This is a genomic window from Pseudoalteromonas sp. 11L1 (genome assembly GCF_055397545.1).
Window position 1 is genome coordinate 1966587 of the sequence record NZ_AP041141.1, and the last position, 23739, is coordinate 1990325.

16 protein-coding genes, 15 tRNA genes and 3 pseudogenes are annotated in these 23739 nt (G+C 37.5%); 19 read left to right on the forward strand and 15 right to left on the reverse strand.

What is annotated here, in order from left to right; translation table 11 throughout:
- Positions 1-42: 42 nt before the first annotated feature.
- The 8 genes from ACZ5WS_RS09160 to ACZ5WS_RS09195 all read right to left on the reverse strand — a co-directional run bounded on the left by ACZ5WS_RS09160 (position 43) and on the right by ACZ5WS_RS09195 (position 3342).
- Positions 43-1674 (reverse strand): response regulator, encoded by a 1632-nt coding sequence (locus ACZ5WS_RS09160; RefSeq protein WP_464707911.1) that lies wholly within the window; start codon positions 1672-1674, stop codon positions 43-45.
- 404 nt (positions 1675-2078) lie between these two features.
- Positions 2079-2154 (reverse strand) — tRNA-Val (locus ACZ5WS_RS09165).
- Between the two features lie 49 nt (positions 2155-2203).
- Positions 2204-2279 (reverse strand) — tRNA-Val (locus ACZ5WS_RS09170).
- 151 nt (positions 2280-2430) lie between these two features.
- Positions 2431-2506, reverse strand: a tRNA-Val gene (locus ACZ5WS_RS09175).
- Positions 2507-2555: 49 nt separating this feature from the next.
- Positions 2556-2631 (reverse strand) — tRNA-Val (locus ACZ5WS_RS09180).
- A gap of 167 nt (positions 2632-2798) precedes the next feature.
- A tRNA-Val gene (locus tag ACZ5WS_RS09185) sits at positions 2799-2874 on the reverse strand.
- A gap of 170 nt (positions 2875-3044) precedes the next feature.
- Positions 3045-3120: transfer RNA gene (locus ACZ5WS_RS09190), tRNA-Val, on the reverse strand.
- A 146-nt stretch (positions 3121-3266) separates the two neighbouring features.
- Positions 3267-3342 (reverse strand) — tRNA-Val (locus ACZ5WS_RS09195).
- A 767-nt stretch (positions 3343-4109) separates the two neighbouring features.
- On the opposite strand from ACZ5WS_RS09195, the gene ACZ5WS_RS09200 reads away from it, so the two are divergent.
- From ACZ5WS_RS09200 to ACZ5WS_RS09240, 9 genes are all read left to right on the forward strand, one after another.
- Positions 4110-4185: transfer RNA gene (locus ACZ5WS_RS09200), tRNA-Ala, on the forward strand.
- 36 nt (positions 4186-4221) lie between these two features.
- Positions 4222-4297, forward strand: a tRNA-Glu gene (locus ACZ5WS_RS09205).
- 142 nt (positions 4298-4439) lie between these two features.
- Positions 4440-4515: transfer RNA gene (locus tag ACZ5WS_RS09210), tRNA-Glu, on the forward strand.
- Positions 4516-4600: 85 nt separating this feature from the next.
- Positions 4601-4676: transfer RNA gene (locus ACZ5WS_RS09215), tRNA-Glu, on the forward strand.
- Positions 4677-4761: 85 nt separating this feature from the next.
- A tRNA-Glu gene (locus ACZ5WS_RS09220) sits at positions 4762-4837 on the forward strand.
- Positions 4838-4922: 85 nt separating this feature from the next.
- A tRNA-Glu gene (locus tag ACZ5WS_RS09225) sits at positions 4923-4998 on the forward strand.
- Positions 4999-5083: 85 nt separating this feature from the next.
- Positions 5084-5159, forward strand: a tRNA-Glu gene (locus ACZ5WS_RS09230).
- Between the two features lie 92 nt (positions 5160-5251).
- Positions 5252-5327: transfer RNA gene (locus tag ACZ5WS_RS09235), tRNA-Glu, on the forward strand.
- A 250-nt stretch (positions 5328-5577) separates the two neighbouring features.
- Positions 5578-5844 (forward strand): DksA/TraR family C4-type zinc finger protein, encoded by a 267-nt coding sequence (locus ACZ5WS_RS09240; RefSeq protein ID WP_055013360.1) that lies wholly within the window; start codon positions 5578-5580, stop codon positions 5842-5844.
- A gap of 49 nt (positions 5845-5893) precedes the next feature.
- Here the strand turns inward: ACZ5WS_RS09240 and gloA are convergent, their stop codons facing one another.
- The 4 genes and pseudogenes from gloA to ACZ5WS_RS09260 all read right to left on the reverse strand — a co-directional run bounded on the left by gloA (position 5894) and on the right by ACZ5WS_RS09260 (position 9919).
- Positions 5894-6280 (reverse strand): lactoylglutathione lyase, encoded by a 387-nt coding sequence (gloA, locus tag ACZ5WS_RS09245; RefSeq protein ID WP_464707916.1) that lies wholly within the window; start codon positions 6278-6280, stop codon positions 5894-5896.
- An 86-nt stretch (positions 6281-6366) separates the two neighbouring features.
- The gene (locus tag ACZ5WS_RS09250; protein WP_464707920.1) at positions 6367-8277 is read right to left on the reverse strand and encodes an aminotransferase class V-fold PLP-dependent enzyme; all 1911 of its coding nucleotides are present in this window, start codon (positions 8275-8277) and stop codon (positions 6367-6369) included.
- A gap of 312 nt (positions 8278-8589) precedes the next feature.
- Positions 8590-8673 (reverse strand): annotated as a pseudogene (locus tag ACZ5WS_RS09255) (endonuclease III); the annotation flags it as partial.
- Between the two features lie 172 nt (positions 8674-8845).
- Positions 8846-9919, reverse strand: a complete 1074-nt coding sequence (locus ACZ5WS_RS09260) for a DUF418 domain-containing protein (RefSeq protein ID WP_010388400.1) — start codon at positions 9917-9919, stop codon at positions 8846-8848.
- A gap of 88 nt (positions 9920-10007) precedes the next feature.
- Here ACZ5WS_RS09260 and ACZ5WS_RS09265 point away from each other — a divergent pair, with 88 nt between their 5' ends.
- Positions 10008-10562, forward strand: coding sequence for a TetR/AcrR family transcriptional regulator (locus tag ACZ5WS_RS09265; protein WP_054201182.1), 555 nt, complete (start codon positions 10008-10010; stop codon positions 10560-10562).
- 283 nt (positions 10563-10845) lie between these two features.
- Here the strand turns inward: ACZ5WS_RS09265 and ACZ5WS_RS09270 are convergent.
- A pseudogene (locus ACZ5WS_RS09270) lies at positions 10846-11094 on the reverse strand (endonuclease III); the annotation flags it as partial.
- Between the two features lie 507 nt (positions 11095-11601).
- Between ACZ5WS_RS09270 and ACZ5WS_RS09275 the strand changes: the two are divergent.
- From ACZ5WS_RS09275 to ACZ5WS_RS09295, 5 genes are all read left to right on the forward strand, one after another.
- Positions 11602-13623, forward strand: coding sequence for a hypothetical protein (locus tag ACZ5WS_RS09275; protein WP_464707928.1), 2022 nt, complete (start codon positions 11602-11604; stop codon positions 13621-13623).
- Positions 13624-14179: 556 nt separating this feature from the next.
- Positions 14180-14950: an FRG domain-containing protein gene (locus ACZ5WS_RS09280; RefSeq protein ID WP_464707932.1), complete on the forward strand. Its 771-nt coding sequence runs from the start codon at positions 14180-14182 to the stop codon at positions 14948-14950.
- Positions 14951-15077: 127 nt separating this feature from the next.
- Positions 15078-16727, forward strand: a complete 1650-nt coding sequence (locus ACZ5WS_RS09285; protein ID WP_464707935.1) for an AAA family ATPase — start codon at positions 15078-15080, stop codon at positions 16725-16727.
- A complete protein-coding gene (locus ACZ5WS_RS09290; protein WP_464707938.1) occupies positions 16728-17606 on the forward strand; it encodes an HNH endonuclease in 879 nt (292 codons plus the stop codon). It abuts the gene before it with no gap.
- A 446-nt stretch (positions 17607-18052) separates the two neighbouring features.
- On the forward strand, positions 18053-18355 hold the full coding sequence (locus tag ACZ5WS_RS09295) for a hypothetical protein (RefSeq protein ID WP_033104426.1): 303 nt from the start codon (positions 18053-18055) through the stop codon (positions 18353-18355).
- 77 nt (positions 18356-18432) lie between these two features.
- On the opposite strand, the pseudogene ACZ5WS_RS09300 reads toward ACZ5WS_RS09295, so the two are convergent.
- Positions 18433-18672, reverse strand: a pseudogene (locus ACZ5WS_RS09300) (endonuclease III); the annotation flags it as partial.
- A 71-nt stretch (positions 18673-18743) separates the two neighbouring features.
- On the opposite strand from ACZ5WS_RS09300, the gene ACZ5WS_RS09305 reads away from it, so the two are divergent.
- Positions 18744-20393, forward strand: coding sequence for a recombinase family protein (locus ACZ5WS_RS09305; protein WP_004589241.1), 1650 nt, complete (start codon positions 18744-18746; stop codon positions 20391-20393).
- 77 nt (positions 20394-20470) lie between these two features.
- On the opposite strand, the gene ACZ5WS_RS09310 is transcribed toward ACZ5WS_RS09305, so the two are convergent.
- On the reverse strand, positions 20471-20674 hold the full coding sequence (locus ACZ5WS_RS09310; protein ID WP_004589242.1) for a hypothetical protein: 204 nt from the start codon (positions 20672-20674) through the stop codon (positions 20471-20473).
- Between the two features lie 578 nt (positions 20675-21252).
- Between ACZ5WS_RS09310 and ACZ5WS_RS09315 the strand changes: the two genes are divergently transcribed.
- The 3 genes from ACZ5WS_RS09315 (at position 21253) to ACZ5WS_RS09325 (ending at position 23732) form a co-directional block, all read left to right on the forward strand.
- Positions 21253-21645, forward strand: a complete 393-nt coding sequence (locus ACZ5WS_RS09315) for a hypothetical protein (protein ID WP_004589243.1) — start codon at positions 21253-21255, stop codon at positions 21643-21645.
- Between the two features lie 129 nt (positions 21646-21774).
- Positions 21775-22059, forward strand: a complete 285-nt coding sequence (locus ACZ5WS_RS09320; protein ID WP_004589244.1) for a hypothetical protein — start codon at positions 21775-21777, stop codon at positions 22057-22059.
- 704 nt (positions 22060-22763) lie between these two features.
- Positions 22764-23732, forward strand: coding sequence for a replication initiation protein (locus ACZ5WS_RS09325; RefSeq protein ID WP_464707946.1), 969 nt, complete (start codon positions 22764-22766; stop codon positions 23730-23732).
- The last annotated feature ends 7 nt before the right edge of the window (positions 23733-23739 follow it).

Genomic DNA, 23739 nt, shown 5'->3' on the forward strand with positions numbered 1-23739 from the left:
ACCATAAATAGGCGATAACGCAGCATTAATGCCAAACAGGCTCTAACTAATCTCTAGCTTCATTTCTTTAGCAATCTGAAGTAGTTTATCGAACCGCTCCGATTGCTCTTCTGCTAGGGGCGATTTTGTTAATAGTTTAAAGCATTTTTTAGCCAACAGACTATTGAAAGAGTCACCATGTTTTTTTGACTTATCCACTAAACATTGCAATAAATTAAGCGCAATACTTGGATTGTGTGGCATGACTCTAAATGCTTGGCTGAATGCCTCTAAGGCAACATTTAATTGGCCGCGCTCAAACTGCTTAACAGCATGATTATTGAGCTCTTTCGGCCCCATTTTAATATCACGTCTTTCACTTTGCTGTTGCTGTATATAACGCAAGTAAGTAGCATCGCTTCTACTTGGGTGACGTTCGCAATGATCAATTATTTGACTAAATAGCGCTTGCGCCTTTTGGTGAAAACCTAATTCATGCAGTGCTTTTGCTTTGTCTAGGGCACCATCTACTGAACGTATTTGAGTATCGCTGTCATCAAGTTGCTCAATGAGCTGTTTCGCTTTTTTATGTTCATCTTTTAAATAATAAAGGCGTGCATTGAGCACATCGATTTGAGTTTGCGCATTACTGGTTGGGAATTGTGTTTTTAGCTCATTAATATATTTATTTGTTTGACGAGAGATCCTGTTTATTTGGTCGGTTTGATCTGTGGTCAATGCAAAATCAATCCCAGCACGAGCAGCATTTAAATAAATGTCAGGGCTATCATGCATGGAGTACTTAGCATAAGTGGCAATATCTTTTTGAGTTAAGTAGCTGGTTTCATAATCTCTATTAATGAGCGATACGCTGTTCAGTGATTTTTGACGGTCTATATTACGTGGAGCAATGTGTGCCGCTTGGCTTAAAAAGTCTTGGGCTAAATCAAATTGGTTTAGTTTTATTTCTAAACGCCCCAATAAGTCTAAGGCTATAAGTCGAGTCTCATTACGTTCAAGCATTGTTTTAAGCATACGCTGAGCCAAAATATGCTCATTGTTAGCAATTAAGGCTTCTACCAATCCTACTTTTGCCCATGCAAACTTTTGCATATTCAAAACTGACTTAAAAAAATCTTTCGCTTCTTGGTTTTGTTTTAGCGCCAGTAAAATATTGCCTTTTAATCTAAGTAGAATAGGGCTGTATTTATTACTTTTATCGAGTTGGGCATTAATTTGTTTCAATGCTTTAGACTGGTTATCGTCATCAATTAAAGTGTATATAGCTTTTAAGTCGCTTTTACGTTTGAGAATACGCTCTATGCGCACTCTTAACTCTTGTACAGAGAAGGGTTTTACTAAAAAGTCATCGGGTTGAAGTTCTAATACACTGTGGACTAACTCTCCGCTAGTTTCCGCAGATGTAAAAATAAACCCAGTAGAGTGTTTTATTAATGCTTTAGCGCGTAATTCTTCATAAAGCTGGTAGCCATCTTGGCGTTTGCTTAGATTAAAAGAGCAAATTACCAAGTCAAATTCTTCATGTAAGCATTGCTCTTTTGCCGCTAGAGCATGATCTGCAAAACGCATATGTCCAAAGCCAATTTTTTCGAGCGACTGTTTCATGTAGCTTTGAGCAAGTGGCTGCTCTTCTACAATCAGTATTTTTGCTTCATTGAAAATATTTTTAGACATTGGCTTAAGCGTAATTGAATTTAACACAGACTATAATCAACAGTTTAGACGCTTACAAGGTAATTTAAAGATTCGCCTCGAAGATGAGAGCTTATTAAGCAAATTAATTCTAAAGGTTTATATTTTTATCTTAAAAGAGCTAAAAACCCATTTAAAGTAAATGAATAGCACGCGTAATAAAGTAAGTTTAAACAAAATGATTTTGGAGATAATAAAGCTCGGAAGATAGATTTTTGGTATGTGATTGGAATACTGATTTTTTGAAACCGAAGAATTACTTGGTAACGAATTTCTAAATGGTAATTAATACTGAACTTGAACTAAAAGAGTGGAGGATAATGAATATTAAAATGGAAGGTGGTACTGGAGGATTTAGATTTTTGTAATATGCACCATTCAAAGAATGGTGGGTCGTACTGGACTTGAACCAGTGACCCTCGCCTTGTAAGGGCGATGCTCTCCCAACTGAGCTAACGACCCATATTACAAATTTACACATGACTATTAACATAATAATAGAGTTTATATGTGGTGGGTGATACTGGACTTGAACCAGTGACCCTCGCCTTGTAAGGGCGATGCTCTCCCAACTGAGCTAATCACCCACATATAAATTAAAACGCTACTATTAAAATAAATAGTACTGGACTTTAACCAGTGAACTTCGCCGTTACTTGTAAATAGCGGTGACGCTCTCTTTTTCTAACTGAGCTAATCACCCATTTAGACATCTTGTAATATGCACCATTCAAAGAATGGTGGGTCGTACTGGACTTGAACCAGTGACCCTCGCCTTGTAAGGGCGATGCTCTCCCAACTGAGCTAACGACCCATATTACAAATTTACACATGACTATTAACATAATAATAGATTTTATATGTGGTGGGTGATACTGGACTTGAACCAGTGACCCTCGCCTTGTAAGGGCGATGCTCTCCCAACTGAGCTAATCACCCACATATAAATTAAAACGCTACTATTAAAATAAACAGTACTGGACTTTAACCAGTGAACTTCGCCGTTACTTGTAAATAGCAGTGATGCTCTCATTTCTTGTAACTGAGCTAACGACCCATATTACAAATTTACACATGACTATTAACATAATAATAGAATTTATATGTGGTGGGTGATACTGGACTTGAACCAGTGACCCTCGCCTTGTAAGGGCGATGCTCTCCCAACTGAGCTAATCACCCACATATAAATTAAAACGCTACTATTAAAATAAATAGTACTGGACTTTAACCAGTGAACTTCGCCGTTACTTGTAAATAGCGGTGATGCTCTCATTTCTTGTAACTGAGCTAACGACCCATATTACAAATTTAAAATAAATAGCTACTTATATAATAACAGTTTTTATATGTGGTGGGTGATACTGGACTTGAACCAGTGACCCTCGCCTTGTAAGGGCGATGCTCTCCCAACTGAGCTAATCACCCACATATAAATCAAACTAAACTATTATAAAAATAGTACTGGACTTTAACCAGTGAACCTCGCCGTTATTTGTAAATAACGATGACACTCTATTATTTCTAACTGAGCTAATTACCCATATAGAACTTAGATACGACACATTAGAATGTGGTGGGTGATACTGGACTTGAACCAGTGACCCTCGCCTTGTAAGGGCGATGCTCTCCCAACTGAGCTAATCACCCGCATCTAAACAACACCACATTGCTGCGTTGTTGTGGGGCGCTATTATAGATAGACTTGTAAATGTGTCAACACTTGAATGATAAAAATGTGCTGAATGAAGCTTTTATAATCAATGCAATGCAAATAGTGTTCACTTTATCAACAAGGTAACATAAAACGAACAATAAGCATGCATGGCTGGGCGCTAATGTAACTACATTCATATTCACTTGATAGGGCTCTGTTGCTTTTTAAGGATGAAAAATTAATTCAATTTAGTGGTAATTGATTTACCGAGCCAGGGTTGCAACCAAGAAATCAAAGTTAAACTTTCTAGTTCAGATCATCCTGCCTATATTATTCAATTGTTTAAACCACTCAAATTAGCAAGTTGTTTATCGCTTAGCATAGTTAAGCTTTACAATTAGCATTTAATAAAATCCAGCTAGGTTATGATGGAAGTAGGCCCGTTTTAGGCAAAAAGCGGTGGTAACTCAATTTGCATATAAATGTATACCTTTTGAGTCCGATGTGAATAGGTACTTTTAGTATTATAAAGTCGTTATTCTCAACTCAAACGCAAATGTGGCACACTTAACGTAACTCATGGTTACTAAATACTATGAAAATCTACTTTTTAGCATGTATGATAGCCAGTTTGTTGAAAATTAAACCATTTAAATAATGTCGCACAAAAAACTGTTGACTTTATTTTGGGGGGTGCATAGAATGCGCCCCGCACTAAGCGATACACGACGTGGTTATCACCGAGCGTATTGAATAAGTTGGGGCTATAGCTCAGCTGGGAGAGCGCTTCGCTGGCAGCGAAGAGGTCTGCGGTTCGATCCCGCATAGCTCCACCAATTTTTAGTGTTTGTCCTAGGGTAGCAGTTTTCTGTGTCCCCATCGTCTAGAGGCCTAGGACACCGCCCTTTCACGGCGGTAACAGGGGTTCGAATCCCCTTGGGGACGCCATTTAACTTTTAGTTAAAGGCGGTTTTACCGAGAAAATAGCGTAACACATAAAGCTCGAGTCTTTATTTGTACTATTACGCCATTACCTTAAAGCTCAGGATGTGAGTTTAACTAATCAATTGTCCTAGTGACACTTTTTAGTGTCCCCATCGTCTAGAGGCCTAGGACACCGCCCTTTCACGGCGGTAACAGGGGTTCGAATCCCCTTGGGGACGCCACTTACTATTATACAGTAGGGTAGTGTTATTAAAGCTCGTCTGAATCGAGTCTAAACTTTCAGTTGTCCTAGTGACACTTTTTAGTGTCCCCATCGTCTAGAGGCCTAGGACACCGCCCTTTCACGGCGGTAACAGGGGTTCGAATCCCCTTGGGGACGCCACTTACTATTATACAGTAGGGTAGTGTTATTAAAGCTCGTCTGAATCGAGTCTAAACTTTCAGTTGTCCTAGTGACACTTTTTAGTGTCCCCATCGTCTAGAGGCCTAGGACACCGCCCTTTCACGGCGGTAACAGGGGTTCGAATCCCCTTGGGGACGCCACTTACTATTATACAGTAGGGTAGTGTTATTAAAGCTCGTCTGAATCGAGTCTAAACTTTCAGTTGTCCTAGTGACACTTTTTAGTGTCCCCATCGTCTAGAGGCCTAGGACACCGCCCTTTCACGGCGGTAACAGGGGTTCGAATCCCCTTGGGGACGCCACTTACTATTATACAGTAGGGTAGTGTTATTAAAGCTCGTCTGAATCGAGTCTAAACTTTCAGTTGTCCTAGTGACACTTTTTAGTGTCCCCATCGTCTAGAGGCCTAGGACACCGCCCTTTCACGGCGGTAACAGGGGTTCGAATCCCCTTGGGGACGCCACTTACTTATTTCTAATAGGGAAGTGCAGTGTTATTAAGCAACTCGCCTGAAACGAGTTAAACCATTCAGTTGTCCTAGTGACACTTTTTAGTGTCCCCATCGTCTAGAGGCCTAGGACACCGCCCTTTCACGGCGGTAACAGGGGTTCGAATCCCCTTGGGGACGCCACTTACTTTTTCTAAAGTAGGTATGTGTTATTAAGATAAAAAATTTTCTGTTCAAGCACTTCTTACGTTCGTCTATAAAATACCTCTCTAAATTAAACATTTAGGTTTATCAAAGCCTAGAGTCACGATATTCACTCAAGTATTGTTCAACCTCAAAAGACTTAATTAAAAGTATCTGTGTTTTTTATTCAGGGCTTATAAATATTCTACTTGTTAATCTACATAAAACTTCCAAAAAATGAGGAGGATTTATGGCAAGTGGATGGGCGCGAGATGGCGCAATTCAAGATCAAATAGATGCAAGTGTTAATGATGCAGTGCAATACGCAAGAAGTAACCTAATTTCAGGAGCGAGCGCTGAGCTTTGTGATGAGTGTGACGAGAGAATACCACAAGCAAGAAGGTTAGCATTACCAGGCGTGCGCTACTGTATTTCATGCCAAGCGGAATTAGAAGGGCTACCAAGTAATGCTAACGCGTTTAATCGCCGTGGCAGTAAAGATAGTCAATTACGATAAAGGTGCTCAAGGCACCTTTTTTTATGGGTAAAATACTACCCGTGATTATTTATGATTTTTTCTGAATAAGTTCAATTGCATATCCATCAGGGTCTTTAACAAATGCAATTTCCGTTTTGCCACCTTTTACTGGACCTGGTTCACGACTAACGTTACCGCCAGCTGCTTTGATATCCTCACAGGCCTTATAAATATCATCAAATTCAATCGCTATATGGCCATAGGCATTACCTAAATCGTAGCTGTAAGTATCCCAATTATAGGTCAGTTCAAGTACTGTTGTATCAGTTTCATCACCGTAGCCGACGAAGGCAAGGGTATAGCGATACTCTTCATTATCAGCACGACGTAACTCTTTCATACCTAGCACATTAGTGTAAAAGGCAATTGATTTATCTAGATCAGCAACCCGTAACATAGTATGTAGTAAACGCATTTAAATTTACCTCAATTTATTCTTTGAAATCTGTAAAGTACGATTATAAGCAATTCCTAATCATAAAACTGTATTACGCGATATTTTTACTTCTCAACTTTACCTTTAAGAACATATATTTCGCCATCAAAACTGCCCTGAATCGTTAACCCTTGTCCTGCAAGCTCCTTCAGATAGTCTATATGCTCTTGTGTAATATGTTGCCCCGGAACCAAAAGCGGAATGCCTGGCGGGTAGGGCGTAACTAAACCGGCGCAAATGCGGTTGTTACTTTTGCTAATAGGTACCGATTCGCGCTCGCCATAAAAAGCTTCGCTTGGAATACAGGCTAAGTCTATAGCTGGTAAATTCTCCGGTAAGCGAGAACGTCGTGTCGATGTGGCTAGTTTTACCTTGCCACTATCGAGTTTTTTCAACGCATTGTATAAGCGAATGATCTTCGAGCGCGTGCCGCCAAGAGTCAGTAACACCAAAATAGTACTGTGGGTGTATTTTTCTATTTCTAAGCCAATTTCATCCAGCAGATACTTATGAATATCTTTTAATGAATAGGGTAATTCGCTAATGTCGATAAGAATTTTTAGCGGGTCGTGGCCCATGTTATCACCACTAAAGTGCGGAAATATTTCCATAAACTCTTGTTTACCAAGCACTTTAATCTGCTTTAGTGATGCCATCTGTTGCTTAAATTCGTCTACATGATTTAACAAGGCATTGAGTAACTTATAGCCTTCCATCTCCAATTGTTTTTGGCACACATCAAGAGAAGCGATAAGCTGATATTTCGGCGATGTACTGGCATAAATACTGTAAATCTCGCGAAAGAAGTCAGCATCAAAATCAGGATCGTTTACATGGATATACGATGCCTGAGAAAACGCCGATACCACTTTATGCGCTGAATGAGTTACATAATCAGCGCCAGCATGAATGGCGGAATAGTAACGTAAGCTTGGATGAAACAGCGAGTAAGCAAACCACGCTTCGTCGATAAACACCTTAATACCATGTTGATGAGCAAACTCGACTACCTGTTTAAGGTCACTCAGTAGGCCATCGTAAGTACACCCTGTTAGTACCAGCAATTTCGCATCGCTGTTCTGCTCAATTGTTTGTTTGATATCAGCCAATGACGGTGGCGCAAAAATCCCATATTTAGGGTTTAAAATACTCGACAAATAAATGGGTAAACTGGCTGATTGCAAAATGCCATAGTGCACAGATTTATGGCAATTACGGTCAATAATCACTTTATCGCCTTTGCGAAGCAGTGTCTGCAAGATGATTTTATTTGAAGTGGATGACCCATTAGTGACGAAGTAAGTGTGCTTCACCTCAAACGTAGCAGCAGCTGACTCTTGGGCACGTCCAATGGTATTGGTGCTATCTGATAATGATCCTAACGAATCGACTGACACCGACAAGTCACCCACAAACACATTACGGCCATAAAACTGATAAAAATCTTTAATATAGGGAGAATTTCTAAAGCTTGAACCACCGCTGTGCCCAGGTGTGTGCCATGAATCGTTCGACTCGCCAACATAACGGCGGTACGCTGTCCAAAAAGGCGTTTCTGAGCGGTCATCAAAGTCGTTGATCATATAACCTAAAATTGCTTCAGGGTCTGAGATTACTTCATCTTTAAAGAAGAATGACTCAATCTCCTCCGACTCATTAACGATTTCTAGCCCTTTTGTATCATCACCAATAACATAAACGGGTAACTCAAGGCGGATCCTCTTTAGTTGCTCGATAAAGCGGCTATACATTTTCTCACCTACTTTATTTTGCACATCCCAACTAAGTACAACAGCTTGAATATCGCCATCTTCCTTTACACACTCCAATGCTTGTTCAAGTTCAAGGTACTCAATAATATCGATATGAATATCGTTTCGCTCAAAATTAGGGATAACTTTTGACAGATTCGTCGAAAGTTCTTTTAAGGTGCTAGGGTCTTGCTCAATTAACAATATACGAAGTAAGGGTAACATAGAGGGTCCGCACTATAATTTTATTTATGCTCAGTAGCATAACTAAAGGAATGATACTTGTGAAATTAATACTTTGAAAATGTGCCAATAATTACGGCAAATCACGAATAAACAGATTTTATTTGAATTGATTTACAAGGTATGAAAAATGAAAGGTGCCAAAGTTAGACACCTACTTTGAATAAACAAAAAAGTAACACTGGAATACGAATTAATCATTGAGCTTATTCTTATAAGCCTGATAATTGAGGTTTATTATTAACAATCGTGCTAAATGAACGTTTTTTATTTACGGATCTATTCTACTTTATCTTTAAACTCTTTAGGCACTACTTTTTCGAGCTTCTTTTCTACTTCAACAAGGTTCTTACCCATAGCAAACTTATCAAGGTTTGAGTCGGCCAGCCGAAAGATAATAAAAGTAGATGCAAAAGGTAATACCTATAGGATGCTTTTATTAACTTCCTGACTGTTACTATCGACATAGCATTATTTACCCTAATTAAACAGCTAACAGTCAGCTAACAGTCTCAATAGTTTTAGTTTTTTAAAACAATGTTTTGGCCTACTAAGTGCATTTTTTAAAAATCCATTCTAAAGGCCCGTGTTTAAAATACTTGAGCCAAAACACACTGAAAATTATGCTAATTATGCAAAAAACCAATGCGGAAAATATTGACAAGTCTATGGTTTGATTAACGAGTAAGCCAGTTGCCTCAAGAATTCCCATGCCAATAATGACATGTGCTACATACAGAGTTAACGTTAACTGCCCAGTTTTGCTTAGCCACTCAATTAACCGGTTGGTAGGAAATACACTTGCTAGTTTTAGAGAAACCAGCAAAACAAGAACGGCAGAGCTTGCAGCTGAAAACATATATTGTGGCAACGGCGGTATTATTGACGTGGTTAACAAAAACTCAATTTCATCTTTTGACATGCCAATAGACGGGTCATCTCCTGCCCACATTCTCAGCATATAGAAGCTTGCTTCTACAATAAGTAAAATACTTAAAGACCATGTAAACAAAGACTTCCTTACATTAGTATTGGATAAATCTTGTTTACCCAACCATATGCCAAATAGCAAGAAACCACACCATGGTAAAACTGGGTGATAACCATTAAAGAAAAGGTGTCTAATCACTCCTTCAGTTGTCCAAAAACCAGAATAACTAAGCTCAAGCCAATCCCATCCTTTTTCGTAATCAAAGAATAGCCACATTAATGGAAATGCAAAAACAAAACCGATAGATGCACTGAGCAGTTTCTTGCTGCTAAGAGTAAATAATAATGCAGCTATCAAAAAATAGAATGCATAGAATTTCAAGATGTCGGCTTCCCAAATAGGTGTAAAAGCCAAGCCAATCAAAAGTAGTAAAACAGATCTTTTTATCAAAGAGGTTCTTACTTGCTTGATGTGTTCAAGTGATCCACTGGTAACACATTTTTTAGTTAAAAACGCAATACCTATACCCGCTAATATAACAAACAAAGCCGAAGCCCGACCTTCGAATAGAGCCGCAAACTCTATTAATTGTGGTGTGCCAATATCGGCGTTCATGGCTAACTTAAAGTTGACAATAACCATACCAAAGAGCGCTAACGCTCTTGCAAAGTCAATACCGATTAGTCTATTCACTCTCTTGCTCCACAGAATTCATTTTAACTTTTGAGACATTACTGTATCATAATGGAACTTAATAGATGATACAAGGCTGTCTCATAAAATGGATGCAAGAACAAATAATTCGAGAAAAAAAATTATTCAATCGGGGTTAAAACTGTTTATTCAAAATGAGGATTCAACGCTAGTTGACGTGGCTAAAAGGGCTGAAGTTGGTAGAGCAACGGTGTACCGCCAATTTAAGCATAAGGAAGCGCTTCAAGAAGAGATTGCGTTATATTGTTTAGACCGCTTTGACGAAGTAAATATGTCCGTTGAAAATAAAGCTAAAGACTCATTGGATGCTATTAGGCTTGTATTCGAAAATACTTTGCCGTTATACGAGGAATTCGCTTTTTTGCAAAAGTTCGAGAAGATGTTTCAGAAAAGTGAAAAGCTTCAAGTTCGTATGCAACAGCAAGATAACGAGATACTAGAATTGATAAAACTTGCGAAAGATGAGGGGTTATTAAGTAAGCACTTCTGTGTTGATTGGATTTTTTATTTTTTTGAAGGTTTATTGTACGCAGGTTACAAGATGAGTCATCTAGATAATTACAGTTCAGGTAAGGCAGCACATTTAGCTTTTTTATCGTTCAAGAGTGGGGTTGCTTCATAACCCCCTGCAAGAATATAGATGTAACATTAATTTACTGAAGACAGTTACTACGCCAGCATAACCCCTGAGCCATTCAACGAGCACACTTAGCTGCTAAAAGAAGTGAGTGAATCGTTATAAGTTTACTAGGCACATCTTGTGGTTAATTTATTTAAAAGATCAGTTTGCTACCTATCAGTTCTTTTTTTGGGGGGAAATCGACACAACTTAAGCCAGCTATGTCGCAACTTGACACTGGGTAAGCCAAAGCTAACGTCCGCTTTCGTACCTTAACAGGTGGGAGCTATTCAGTCTTATCTTTAAACTCACATAAATCTTCAATAATACAGCTGCCACATTTGGGCTTGCGGGCTACACAAGTATAGCGGCCATGCAAAATGAGCCAGTGGAGTACATCGACTTTGAATTCTTTGGGGATCACTTTTTCGAGTTTTTGCTCAACCGCGACCACATCTTTACCCATAGCAAGCTTGGTACGGTTTGATACACGGAATATGTGCGTATCTACAGCGATTGTCGGCCAGCCAAAATATAATGAACGTAGAACGAAAATACTTACTTTTGCAAGACTGCTTTGAGTGATGAAGAGACGGTCACGATAACTTTATGTAATTAGTTTTATTCTGCAAAGCCGGCCATCGGCTAACTCGTATTTGCCCCAAAGTGAGTTAACGTAATTACTCTATAGGACGACTTTGAGCGAAGCAGTCAATAAAAAGTTTTGATGTCTGAAGTCAAGATTTGACCCTCGCTGGCTCTGATCCTCGTTGGCTCTCGTTGGCTTTTACGAGTTACAAACTTTAAATTGCGTATTTGAACATCCGTCCTCTGACTTATTCCTTAGTGCCTTTAACGAATAGGTTGAACAGTTAATACAGTATGGAATAGCAGATAAAATTTAGTATTGAGAAACTAACTAGCAAAATGGTAATTAAGTCCGGTAAACTTGAAAATATCACTTAATCTTTAAGCAATTATGCAATAACATGCTTTCCTAATCTAAAATTAGAATCACGATATTAAACTCAAAGGACTGGCGATGAACTTACACACAAACCTAAGAGGTCGGCTTAGAAATACTTCTTTGCCAAGAAGTCATGGCTTGATGCCAGTATTTGAGGCGGTTGTTAACTCTATTCATTCTATTGAAGAAAAAGGCAACACAGACCAAGGTAAAATCACTCTAACCATTATCCGTGAATCACAAAGGGAGATGGATATTGGTGTTGGGTCTTGTGCGCCTATTCTTGGATTTAAAGTCGCAGACAATGGCTGTGGTTTCAACAACATAAACTTTAACTCTTTCCAGACCTTAGACTCTGACCACAAGATAGATAAAGGGTGCCGTGGTGTTGGCCGCTTATTGTGGCTTAAGGTATTTGACCAAGTAAGTGTATCTAGTGTCTTTTCTGATCAAGAAAGTTTTAGCCACCGTGAGTTCGCTTTTAACAGTAGTAACGGTGTTCATGGCAATAAGGTTTCGCCGTCAAAGCAGAATCAAACTGGCTCTGTAGTATCACTTAATGATTTTGATAAGGCGTATAGAAAAGCAATCCCATCAGGTACTGAAACAATTGCCAATGCGCTGCTAGAACACTGTCTGTGGTACTTTGTTCGTGAAGGTGGTGTACCTCAGATCTTTGTTGAAGATGGTTTAGAAACCGTCAGCCTATATCAGTTGTTTGATGATCACATGCACTCACAGGCAGCACATGAACAGATTGAAATTCTTGGTGAGATGTTTGAGCTTACACACATCAAGTTCAGGGCTTCGGTTAATAAGAAGCACCAACTGTCTTTATGTGCTGCTAACCGCTTAGTAAAAGAAGAGGGAATTCAAGGTAAGCTTCCGGGCCTTTATCAGAAGATTTCTGATAACTCTGGAGAGTTTGTTTATACCTGTTACGTATCGTCTAAGTTCTTGGATGACAACGTTCGAGCAGAACGAACGTCATTTGAAATAGCGGAAAGCTTTGATGGTCTCTTTGCTAACCAAGAGCTTTCACTAAAAGTAATTCGTGAAGATGTTCTTAAGAGAGCACAAGCCTACCTTGAAGATGTCCTAGAAGAGAATATTTCAGCGGGTAAGCGTAGGATTGATGAGTATATCGTGACCCAAGCTCCTCGTTATCGTCCAATTACTAACTACATCGAAGAAAAAGACTTGATTATTGACCCGGATAAGTCTGATAAAGATGTTGAGTTGCATCTTCATGAGCAATGGTATGCAGTAGAGCGTCAGTTACTATGCGAAGGTCAGCATATCATGACTCCAAAACGCAATGAGCAAGCGGAAGAGTATGAAGAACGAATACAGAGCTATTTACAAAAAGTAGAAGACTTGAAAAAATCTGACCTAGCCAATTACGTAGCGCATCGTAAAGTTATTATCGATTTGCTAGAAAAGTCTATCGAGCGTACTTCTAACGGTAAGTATGCCAAGGAAGAAATCATCCATGAGCTAATCATGCCTATGAGAAAAGAGTCGAGTGAAGTATTCTTAGACTCTTGCAACCTATGGCTAGTTGATGAGCGTCTGGCATTCCACAACTATCTAGCATCCGATAAACCACTCTCTACTATGCCTATTGTAGATACTTGTAGCGCTAAAGAACCTGATTTACTGGCCATGAACATCTATGATAACCCAATGCTGGTGTCGGATAATAAGTCGATGCCGCTTGCTTCTATTACCGTGGTCGAAATAAAACGACCTATGCGTAATGATGCTAAAGCAGGAGAAGACAAAGATCCTATTGAGCAAGCACTTGGCTATCTAGAGCGAGTGAGAGATGGAGAAACGAAAACACCTCAAGGTCGTCCTATTCCACATGCTAGTGACATTCCGGGTTATTGCTACGTGATTGCTGACCTCACTCCATCTTTGCTTAAGAGATGTAAGATGCTAGACCTGCAAGTGACTCATGACCATTTAGGTTACTTCGGTTACAACAAAGGCTTTAAAGCCTATATCGAAGTTATTTCATTTGATCGCTTAGTTAACTTGGCGAAAGAACGAAATAAGGCATTCTTCGACAAGCTTGGCTTACCAATGAGTTAACAAATTCCTGAGCAGAAAAAGGGCGATTTATCCGAATACACTAGTTTCCAGATGAGTTTGATTGCAAATAATTTCGACTGACAACAAGTGAAATAACCCTGAACTATCTCACTGGTGACCATTTTCGTTTCACCCTGTTCGGGCTGAAATATTTCCAGCCCAAAATGAGTTAACGCAAATATTCTAAGGTTGGCTTTGAACGAACTACGGACTGTAATAAAAGCAATGCTAACGAGCTAGCAGCAAGACAGGTGCCTATAATTATTAATTACTATTGTTGACTACTTTTTTACGTGTAAAAAATATAATTGCTAATCTAACTAAATTTAGATGTAATGAATACATAATGTGCACTGAGCAATGCAGGGCAAGCTTACATAATAATAGCTAAGCTGATTAAATTAGCTAGAGCCTTTAAAAATCAAATTCCCTTTGACAAATAATACCAACTCTGACATACCGAGTAGGTAGCGGTTCAGCCCTATAAGCTATTTTACAACATAAACAGCGTGCTTCATAAATACTAAATGTTATGCCTACAGGAGAGTCAGGCTTCATGTCTAACAATTGGGATCATTTTAAGAGCTGGGTTGGCACTAATATAAATACTGGCAAAAAGTATTACTTTAGAGGTCAAAGTGACAGCTCATGGAAACTTAAAACGAGCTTTCATAGAAGTATCGAAGAAAAAAATATAACTATGCATCAATATCTTACTAGCATAATGCAGGATGTTAGTTATCAAATTTCAAGTTTTGATAAACCCGTCAACCTTTCCGATAGTCAGGAGTTTGGACACTTATTAGCAAGGCTTCAGCATCATGGTTTTCCAACCCCCTTATTAGATTGGACTTTATCTCCGTATATAGCAGCGTATTTTGCTTTCAAAGGGGCTTCGTTAACACCTAAACCAAATGAAATGGTCTCTGTATTTATATTCGATATAGATCTTTGGGGAAGTAATTTTCAAGCTCAGAGTAATTTATTGGGAAGCCATGACTTTGTTAGTGATTTTGTTCCATTTGCCACTGAAAACCCTAGAATGTCAAGACAGATGGGGGTAACCACATTGACAAATGTTTGTGATTTGCAAACTTTTATACTTTCTAAAGTTAATACTGTCGGTTGCGATGTACTTTGGAAATTTGATATGCCCGCAACCGAGCGTAGTCATGTTATGAAAGAATTAAACCTAATGGGTATAAACGACATGACTATGTTTCCTGACTTTGATGGTTTATGCAGACATCTGAAAGAGGTTCACTTTGATAACCAGCAAAAAGTAATGCCTGTCCCACCGCCATTAGTGCCACCGCCACCAAAGTAGGCATAATAAGATAATCATGGGAGGGACGTCTTCAGCTTGGCTAGCACTGAATTCTAGTCACATATTTATACATAATATTTTACGGCGTTAGCTGTTCTGTCTTGCACTTTAAACTTATAGGTAACCAATGAAATACTATTATTCAGAGTCATTATCAATAGAAAACCTTGATGGCTTTCATTTATTGCAAGATCATCATGAAACAAATTATAAAAGTCCTTGGGATGATTTTGGATATATTATTACGTTTAAATTGTTCTATGTAGCTGAAAAGAAGAAGAGAAAGCTAGGTTCACTAAAATTATTAATTAAAGATATAGAGGACTCATCATTGTTCTTTAAAGAGCATGGCAAACCTCTAGCCCCCAAATTCTTTGAAATTACAGATATTTTAAATATTGAGAATATAGTATCAATTGGTGAAGATATTGATTTATATAAGAAAATAAATTCCTTATTTAGCGAAGGTGAGGCTGAAGATATATTAATTAAAATCTGTGATGCTGGATATTTTCATGAGCAATATGAAGAGTTTTCTAGCTGGAAAGGGTTTTCTGGAAGCTTTATGCGTGGGAGTGCTGCGAGTGCAATTTTGAAAAAAGGTTTTCAAATTGCACTAGGTCGTTATATCCCAGAAAAAATTTTTGATATTACACTCAATGAACTTGGCGATACCTTCGATGATTTATGCCTAAACTTTGATACAACTCGAGAAATTGGAAAGAGTAATATTAATTTGCTGATAGGAAGGAATGGAGTCGGTAAGTCACATGCGTTAAAGAAGTTAAGTGAAATTATCACTGGTGTTATTGATACTAAAACTAACCCCCCATATTTCCACAAGTTGATCATGATTGCTTTTTCACCATTTGAGAGTTTTTATACAAAAAGCGAGATCTTTAAGAAATTATCCACTCGCTACTCAGTAAATGAAGAAACTAATAATAGAAAAAGTGAGTCTAGAAAAAGGTTGCATGTTAACGAGTACTCATATATTGGCTTTAAAAATGAGAGTGGCGAACATGATTTAAATCACCCAGTAAAGCAAAGTATAGATTCTTTAATAAAAGTTATCGATTATGATGATGAGAACTCATGGTGGGAAGAACAGTCTAGATTTAAAATACTCAAAGATACACTTTCATTATGCATTGATTTTGACTCGATATTTATTTCAAATAGTGATAATCAAGAGTGTGAAGTTACTTCGACTTTAGATACGAAGTCTTTAAAAAATAAACTTAATTATAGTAAAGGAATTATTTTCAAAAAAGATGGAAGTGTTTTGCCATTAAGTTCAGGTCAAAAAATTTATTCTTACATGATTCCTGCAATTATTGCTGAGCTTGAAGAAGAGAGCTTATTAGTACTAGATGAGCCTGAGTTATATTTACACCCAGAGCTTGAAGTTGGCTTAATGAATATGCTGCAACACATTTTGAAAGAGACAAAATCTTACTCAATTATAGCTACACACTCGGCAATACTGGCTAGAGAGGTTGAGAGTAAGGCTATATCCATTCTAAGAAAACATAAGGGAAAAACGGAAACAAATATTTCAAGTGTTGAAACGTATGGTGAGTCTTTAGATATCATTATTTCGGAAGTTTTTGATGATGACTACATGATTAAGCCTTTTCAAAGAGAAATTGATAGATATCTAAAAAAAGAAGACAGTTCAATAAGCACTATAAAAGAGCATATTGGAGATGATGCCTTAGCATATGCATTATCAAAATTGGACAATGTTGATGATATAGAAATAGAGGATATGTAATTGCAATATCTTGAGGACTTTTTAATAGAATTGCCTTGTAGTTGGCTTAATCTTGCAACAGCAAGTAGAAAGGAAAATGTTAGGGAACTGATCGCTATTTCAGAAGAGTTAACTGAAAAGTACCCTTTATATGAAGGCTTCATTCGTAACTACAGAGTTGGACTTGAGCCTACAGGTTTTAATAATCATCGAAATCTACTTGTCGATTATTACGAGAAAGCACCCGCATCTTTAAATCGAGAACTGTTAGTTCGAAGAAATGAGCACGGTTTGTATTCGTGTCCTTTTTGTGGCAATCCGAAGAAACCAGATACATTGGATCACTTTATTCCTAAGGATCAGTGGCCAGAGTTTTCAATTTTTTCTAATAACTTAGTTCCGCAGTGTCGAAGCTGTGCCCCAATTAAAGGTGAAAACTATTACAGTGTAGAAAATGGTAGAGCAAAGTTCATTCATCCAATCTATTCAGACCTTCTCCAAAGGTTTAGGTTTAAGGTAACAGTAGCTTTTAACAGAGAAACAAATACCCCCTCATTTTCTGTTGTATTAAGAAAACTCCAAGCGACAGAGGGTGATGAAGATCAAAGAGTAGTTTTTCATATTAAAAATTTAAAGGTCAATCAAAGATTAATAAAGTTTTGCCAAGATGACTATCGTAGGTGGCAAACAAGGCTATTAAAAAGGAGATTTGATCTAAGAGTTGCATTACAACAAAGATTAAATGAGACACCTGAGAATGATAGAGGCATGGATTGGAAAAGCGCATTTATTGAAGGATTATTAAATAATGAAGATGCAATAAGCTATCTTCACTCTTTGAGGCCTAATACTATGCATGAACCTTTATTACCAATAGTGGAAGAGTTAGAACTCCAATGAGTTGTAGTAACGACGGCTAATAAAATATTTTGGTTTTTTAGAGGATAATTGAATTTGTCCACTAGATTAGGATTCTTGCTATATAGAGTAATCCGTCAAATGCTGATTAAGCAAAGCCACAACTCGTTTCTGTCCAAAAGTGAGTTAGATTGACGTCCGTTTTCATGATTCAGCGATTTATTTGTTTGTTAGCGTGATCGTCTGCTAGTGGCATTTTGGCGAAGTCCGCCTAGAGCGAGGAACGGTCATTCAGGAGATTTGCCGTCAGCTAAGTAAGACTAAGAGGATACTTTTCCCTTTTTCTACCTGACGAAATAACCCTTACTAATCATAATATGTATAGCTAGTAATAACTCATGTTTTTTGCTATTAATGTATGTTCACAAAATAAGGACGTTTCGCGCTAAAATAGGGTTATATGGTTTGGCATGGAAAGGGAGAATTTAATGGCTAGACATCGTGTTGGTAATTCATATTTATCAGATGAAGAGCTCTCTGAGCATCAATCAGAAAATTGGAAAATATGGATATTTATCATAGCTGCATTGTTTACTGGGTTAGTTGTAGCAAATATTACAGATGGACAAATTGACCTCAAATTAATGAGATTTTCCATAATTATCGGCTCGGCTATATTAGTAGGTGTCATAGCTGCAAAATTAAGTGAAGTTATTCGCTGGGCAGTATATTTATCTATCGTGCTTGGAATAACCTATTTTGTAGGCTCACTCATTTGGTCGTCGCTGTGATACATATAACAACCATTGAAGTCGCACGCCCCACAAAGCGTGTCACCAATGTCCGCTCATGGCAAAGCAGGCTTTGATTACTCTGTTTTCTCTTTAAACTCACACAAGTCTTCAATAATACAGCTGCCACATTTAGGTTTTCGGGCAACACAGGTATAGCGACCATGCAAAATGAGCCAGTGATGTACATCGACTTTAAATTCTTTGGGGATCACTTTTTCGAGTTTTTGTTCAACCGCTACAACGTCTTTACCCATAGCAAGCTTGGTACGGTTTGAAACACGGAAAATATGGGTGTCTACAGCGATTGTCGGCCAGACAATGTATAATTAAACTAGATTGTGATACAGTCCTTTCATAATAGATAACTAACGATTTGAAAAGCCCTATGTCAGAAAAACCTTTGTTGTTCAGCTATGTGAGATTTTCTACTCAAGAGCAAGCCAAGGGACATTCCCTTAAAAGGCAATTAGATTATGCAAATAAAGTAGCTAAGGAAAGAGGATTATTATTGGATGAGTCTCTTACAATGAGAGATCTAGGCCTTAGTGCATATCATGGAAATAATATTAAAAAAGGTGCATTTGGAGTATTTTTAAAAGCGATAGAGGACGGTAATATCCCTTCAGGCTCAGTTTTGCTTATTGAAAGTCTAGATAGAATGTCAAGAAGGAAGGTCTCAGAATGCGCAAGTATTGTAACTCAGATAATCAATGCTGGTATTACAGTAATAACCGCAATAGACAACAAAGAATATAACAGCCAACTTATTGATGAAAACCCGTTTGAGTTACTTGCCATGTTGATGATCTTCATGCGAGCAAATGAAGAGAGTGAAACCAAATCTCAACGTGTACGAGATGTATTGAAACAGCAGTGTGATGATTGGAGTGCGGGCAAGCGTGGATTCAGAGTAAATTGTGGTAAGCCGCCTAGTTGGACTGTGTGGAATGATGATAAAAAAATATTTGAATTTGAGCCACATCATAAAAAAATTATGCTCCGCAAAATAGAGCTTTTTAAAAAAGGATATGGCGGCATAAAAATAGCAATGTTAATTAATAGTGAGTTTGGTGCAGGCACTATTCATCATACTGGTGCCAATGTATATAAAGAGGTTAAGCGTCGTTCACTTATTGGTGAGCTCAATGTAAAAGTAGGGAATGCAGAGTATGGCCTTAAAGGTTATTATCCTCCGCTGATGAGTGAATCTGAATTTAACTTTTTAGTCGCTGATTCATCTAAGCGTGGCGCTACTAAACAATCACAGAAGTTTGTTGGTATTTTATCTGGGGTAGGTGTATTTAAATGCGGCAATTGCGGAAAGTCTGTAGGTTCACATGTTGTTTATCGAAACAAATGTTTGAATGAAGTAAAAAGCAGCCATAAACGATATGGCTGTGTTGAAGCACGGCGAAAAAATAACTGTGAAATGAATTCAACCGTCCAAATTGATGTGATAGAAAAAGCAGTTGTCACTTTTTGCCAAGATAAGGTTAACCTACAGCGTATTTTGTTAAAAGGTGGAGATAGGGAGGCCATTAACAGCCAAGAGGCTAATCTTAGGGCGCGTTTAGTTAAAATTAATGGTGATATAGATTTATTTACTGAGGCTCTTCTGACTTTAAATGGAACTCCGCCACAGGCCATTGCTAACAAAATATCCAAACTTGAGTCTGAGGCACGTGATGTTGAGTCGCAGATTAGTATTAGTAAAAATAAGTTAGCTAGAATTGATAACTCATTTCGTGATGAAGTAACTGATCGGTGGTTATCAATTACTAAAAACCTTATAAAACTTTCCAACGACGAACGTCTAGCTATTCGTCAACTAGTTAAAGACACTTTTAAAAGCATCAGTTTACAATTAAATACATTTAGCGGCGATAAAGGTGGCCTCAATAATGTATTTGAGCGTCTGTTAGGTACCTCAAATGCTGATTACTTTGAGCTTTTACTTGAATTTCATAATGATAAGAGGCGTTTGTTACGTCTGCATAAACATACTGGTGAGCTAGTTAGTGGTTATGACTTTTGACGTAATTACGAAGAGGTCAGTTGCAAGTTTAACCTTGCAACAGGCCATACTTAATATTACTTAGCTAAAGGGCTTAGCTATTGAGGTTCTTTAAAATAATTAGGGTCAATACTTGTAAACTTAGAACAAAAGGTTTCAATAGTGTGGGCCAACATGGCTTCAAAGACCATTGACTCAACAACCATTCCTGACTGAATAATCTTACCTTGATTGGTAATTATCGCTAGCGCAAATCCTTTTTGCATTTGAAGTCCATCATTATTAGAAAAAATAATTTGCATAGAAACCTTTAATTTATTAAAAAAAGAATTGGTTAGCTTGAAGTTTTAATTAATCAAACTAATAGTACTATGATAACTAATTTCAATAAATTTCAAAAGTTTAGTGATTTTTTTGATGAACTTCTGAATACCTCCGCCAAATGGAGATTTACGTTTCATCTTGATTAAAATTCAGAAAAATATACAAAATTTTATTTAATTTTTTTTAGATAAATGGAGGATAAAGTAATTTTATTTGTGTTTTTTTTAAGCGATCGTTAGGGTTGGTTCATTAATTGTTCAATATTTTTATTATCAATAGGTAGGCTTAAGTTATTTTTCACACTGAATTATTTATGCACTTAAAGTGTAGGTTTACTTTCTGGACTTTTTAATAAGCTTGACTAAAACTATTGTTAGTATGGTCGCAGGTAATAGCCAAATATAATCAGTCATATTGTTCTACCTCAAAGTTAGGAACTTTTTTAACCTTAATGATTTTTATTCTTTTTGCAAATTTAGCCTACATAAACGTGATTTTCTATTTTTACCCATCGCATGGCCCTAGTTAATTTCAGGACAATTAACGAGGACAAATCATGAAAAATATTAAATCTCAATTTATTCGCCAATACGTTCGAGCCAGTAGATCTCCGTGGGATGACTGCTCTACAATTTTATTGTTAGCAGATGTAGTTAATGAACAAACATTAGAGTTAAATTTCAATAATTACATCTATTTACATAGAGATAGCGTTGGAAAAATACTTGGCATTAGTATTTCAAATAGTATGTTGGAAAAAAATCCAAGTTTTGAGAATAGGTATTTAGAAGGGCACGACATGACGCTTTTTTTACTTATCTACATAGAGCAAATAACACAGTTTTGTGAGCTGTTCTCTGAAGAGTTCCAGCAAATATTTATGCAAACGCCAACTGCATTTTTTGCAGCAACAGAAAGTGATTGGGTCGATATTATCGACAATGCATAACCCCCTAAGCGAACATTTGTTCGCTTTTTTAAAAATTTTTTTCGTAAACCGTTTTAAATACCCATGTCTGATTTTATTTACTAATACGTTATCGATTTTGATAACAAAACACACAAGGATAGTGAAAAAATGAAACATACATACGTATCAACATTGGATTTTTTAAATTTATTACACTCATTTAGCCGAGTAATCACCGCTAATGACCACCAGATAAACTTATTAGAATTACGCAGTGATAATGCGAATTTAGATGAGCTGTGGGAGGTTATTGGCCCTGAAATTACAGCAAATAGAGCGCTCAACCAGTATGCTATGCGAAAACTCACCTACGAGATTATGCATGCTCTAATTAGCGACCCAATAGAGCGTGTGGAGCTGCCGTGCGACTTTGAAGATGATGTTTTTGCTTAGTGTGAAATTGGAAATAATTAGCAGTTGAACTAGGTCATAATGGTTATTTTCAAATTAAAAAGTAACAGCCTGATCATGTCTCCCAAAATATGCCGTGAATCATTATTTGCTGATTCGTTGCCCTAACTGCAATAGCGTTTAATAGGGCATTTTACTCAGTTACTGAGTATCAAACCTGGGAGGAGGTCCTGCGCAAATACAGGATTTCGTTACGGTGGCTCAAAAGCGCAGTCATTGTAATCATGTTTGGCAGGGCGCATAGGTCAAATGCAAAAGGGAGGTAGATACGTCTACCTCCCTTTTGCGTATTTCAGTAAGGCAGTTAGTTCACTCAGTAGCCTCATTACAAATCATAGTGGCGTGGTAAAAAATTAAAAAAATAATTAATTTATATTTTAACCGCCAGAAATGAATTAATAAATCTATAAAAGTGCCAAATGAGTCTTTATTTTATCTTTTTCTATTTTAATACTTTTAGAGGGTCATAAGCTTGTGAATGAAATGAAATATTTAAGTGTTTGGTGGGCAATTTATATGTTTATTGTGGCACTTTATACGAAATGAGTAGGCAATTTATACGGTTTAGGGGGACACCTTTACCGTGAATAAATAAAAATTTTATTTACCAAAAAACTTACCGAAATTTCTTTTATTGGTTGGGTCGCGGTTAGCATAACACCATCAATTAGAAATGAGGTAGAGAGATGAGCAGTAAAAATTCTCCAAAAATTGTTTTCGCTAATAAATTACTACATGCGGGTTATTCGCTCGATATTAATGAGCAGCGATTAATAAATCTAGCGCTGTCTAAAGTAAATTCAAAAAAGCCTAACCCAGGAAAAATTGTGATTTATCCAACGGAATATGCCAAGTGTTTCGGCCTCAATAAAAGCAGTGTCTATGAGCAGCTGAGCGCAGCTGCAGAGTCACTAAGAGATAAATCTGTCACTATTTTAGACGATAGTGGGACGTCGCTTTCAATCCCCTGGGTGAGCAATGCTAGATATGAAAAGGTGAAAAATCAGGGCTCGTTTATCACATTGGAGTTCTCAAAAGACATCGAGCCCTATATTTTTAATATTGAGGGTGATTTCACAGAGTTATTTTTTCATAACACAGTAAAATTAAACAGTCTGGCATCATTTCGATTATACGCACTCCTTAATCGGGTGCGAAATTACCACAATTACAAACGACGGGGCGCGGTAGTTGTGAATTTTCAATTACCAGAGATGAAACAAAAATTATTTTTATCCGAATCATATGGAGCATGGCGGGATTTTAAGGCTCGCGTACTCATACCCGCTATTGAAAAAATCAATGCTCATACAGATATATGCGTAACGTTTAGGCCAAAAAAAATGGGCAATTGTATTACTGCGATTGAGTTTGCGTACTTCACCCAATGCCCTAGTAAAAGTGAACATATAGCACGGCCGAATCTATTTCGCCGCCCTAAAGTCAAAAAAGGGTCAGCTAAAGAAGGTGTCTGGGCTCGTGAAAACCTCAAGCTATTAAGAACCTATGAGTTGTTAAAACAGAATCAAAACCCTGATTTTAGGTTGGCAAAAGTCGATATAAGGCGCTGTATAACGTATGCAAAAATCCTTGGTGACGATGAAACTAAGGTTTTTTACTCTAAACAATTGAGCAAAAAAACCATAACGCCTTAATGTTTAT

Coding starts and splice junctions, on each gene's coding strand:
- ACZ5WS_RS09160 (WP_464707911.1), bottom strand. CDS start 1,674: ATGTCTAAAAATATTTTCAATGAAGCAAAAATACTGATTGTAGAAGAG.
- ACZ5WS_RS09240 (WP_055013360.1), top strand. CDS start 5,578: ATGGCAAGTGGATGGGCGCGAGATGGCGCAATTCAAGATCAAATAGAT.
- gloA (WP_464707916.1), bottom strand. CDS start 6,280: ATGCGTTTACTACATACTATGTTACGGGTTGCTGATCTAGATAAATCA.
- ACZ5WS_RS09250 (WP_464707920.1), bottom strand. CDS start 8,277: ATGTTACCCTTACTTCGTATATTGTTAATTGAGCAAGACCCTAGCACC.
- ACZ5WS_RS09265 (WP_054201182.1), top strand. CDS start 10,008: ATGGATGCAAGAACAAATAATTCGAGAAAAAAAATTATTCAATCGGGG.
- ACZ5WS_RS09275 (WP_464707928.1), top strand. CDS start 11,602: ATGAACTTACACACAAACCTAAGAGGTCGGCTTAGAAATACTTCTTTG.
- ACZ5WS_RS09280 (WP_464707932.1), top strand. CDS start 14,180: ATGTCTAACAATTGGGATCATTTTAAGAGCTGGGTTGGCACTAATATA.
- ACZ5WS_RS09285 (WP_464707935.1), top strand. CDS start 15,078: ATGAAATACTATTATTCAGAGTCATTATCAATAGAAAACCTTGATGGC.
- ACZ5WS_RS09295 (WP_033104426.1), top strand. CDS start 18,053: ATGGCTAGACATCGTGTTGGTAATTCATATTTATCAGATGAAGAGCTC.
- ACZ5WS_RS09305 (WP_004589241.1), top strand. CDS start 18,744: ATGTCAGAAAAACCTTTGTTGTTCAGCTATGTGAGATTTTCTACTCAA.
- ACZ5WS_RS09310 (WP_004589242.1), bottom strand. CDS start 20,674: ATGCAAATTATTTTTTCTAATAATGATGGACTTCAAATGCAAAAAGGA.
- ACZ5WS_RS09315 (WP_004589243.1), top strand. CDS start 21,253: ATGAAAAATATTAAATCTCAATTTATTCGCCAATACGTTCGAGCCAGT.
- ACZ5WS_RS09320 (WP_004589244.1), top strand. CDS start 21,775: ATGAAACATACATACGTATCAACATTGGATTTTTTAAATTTATTACAC.
- ACZ5WS_RS09325 (WP_464707946.1), top strand. CDS start 22,764: ATGAGCAGTAAAAATTCTCCAAAAATTGTTTTCGCTAATAAATTACTA.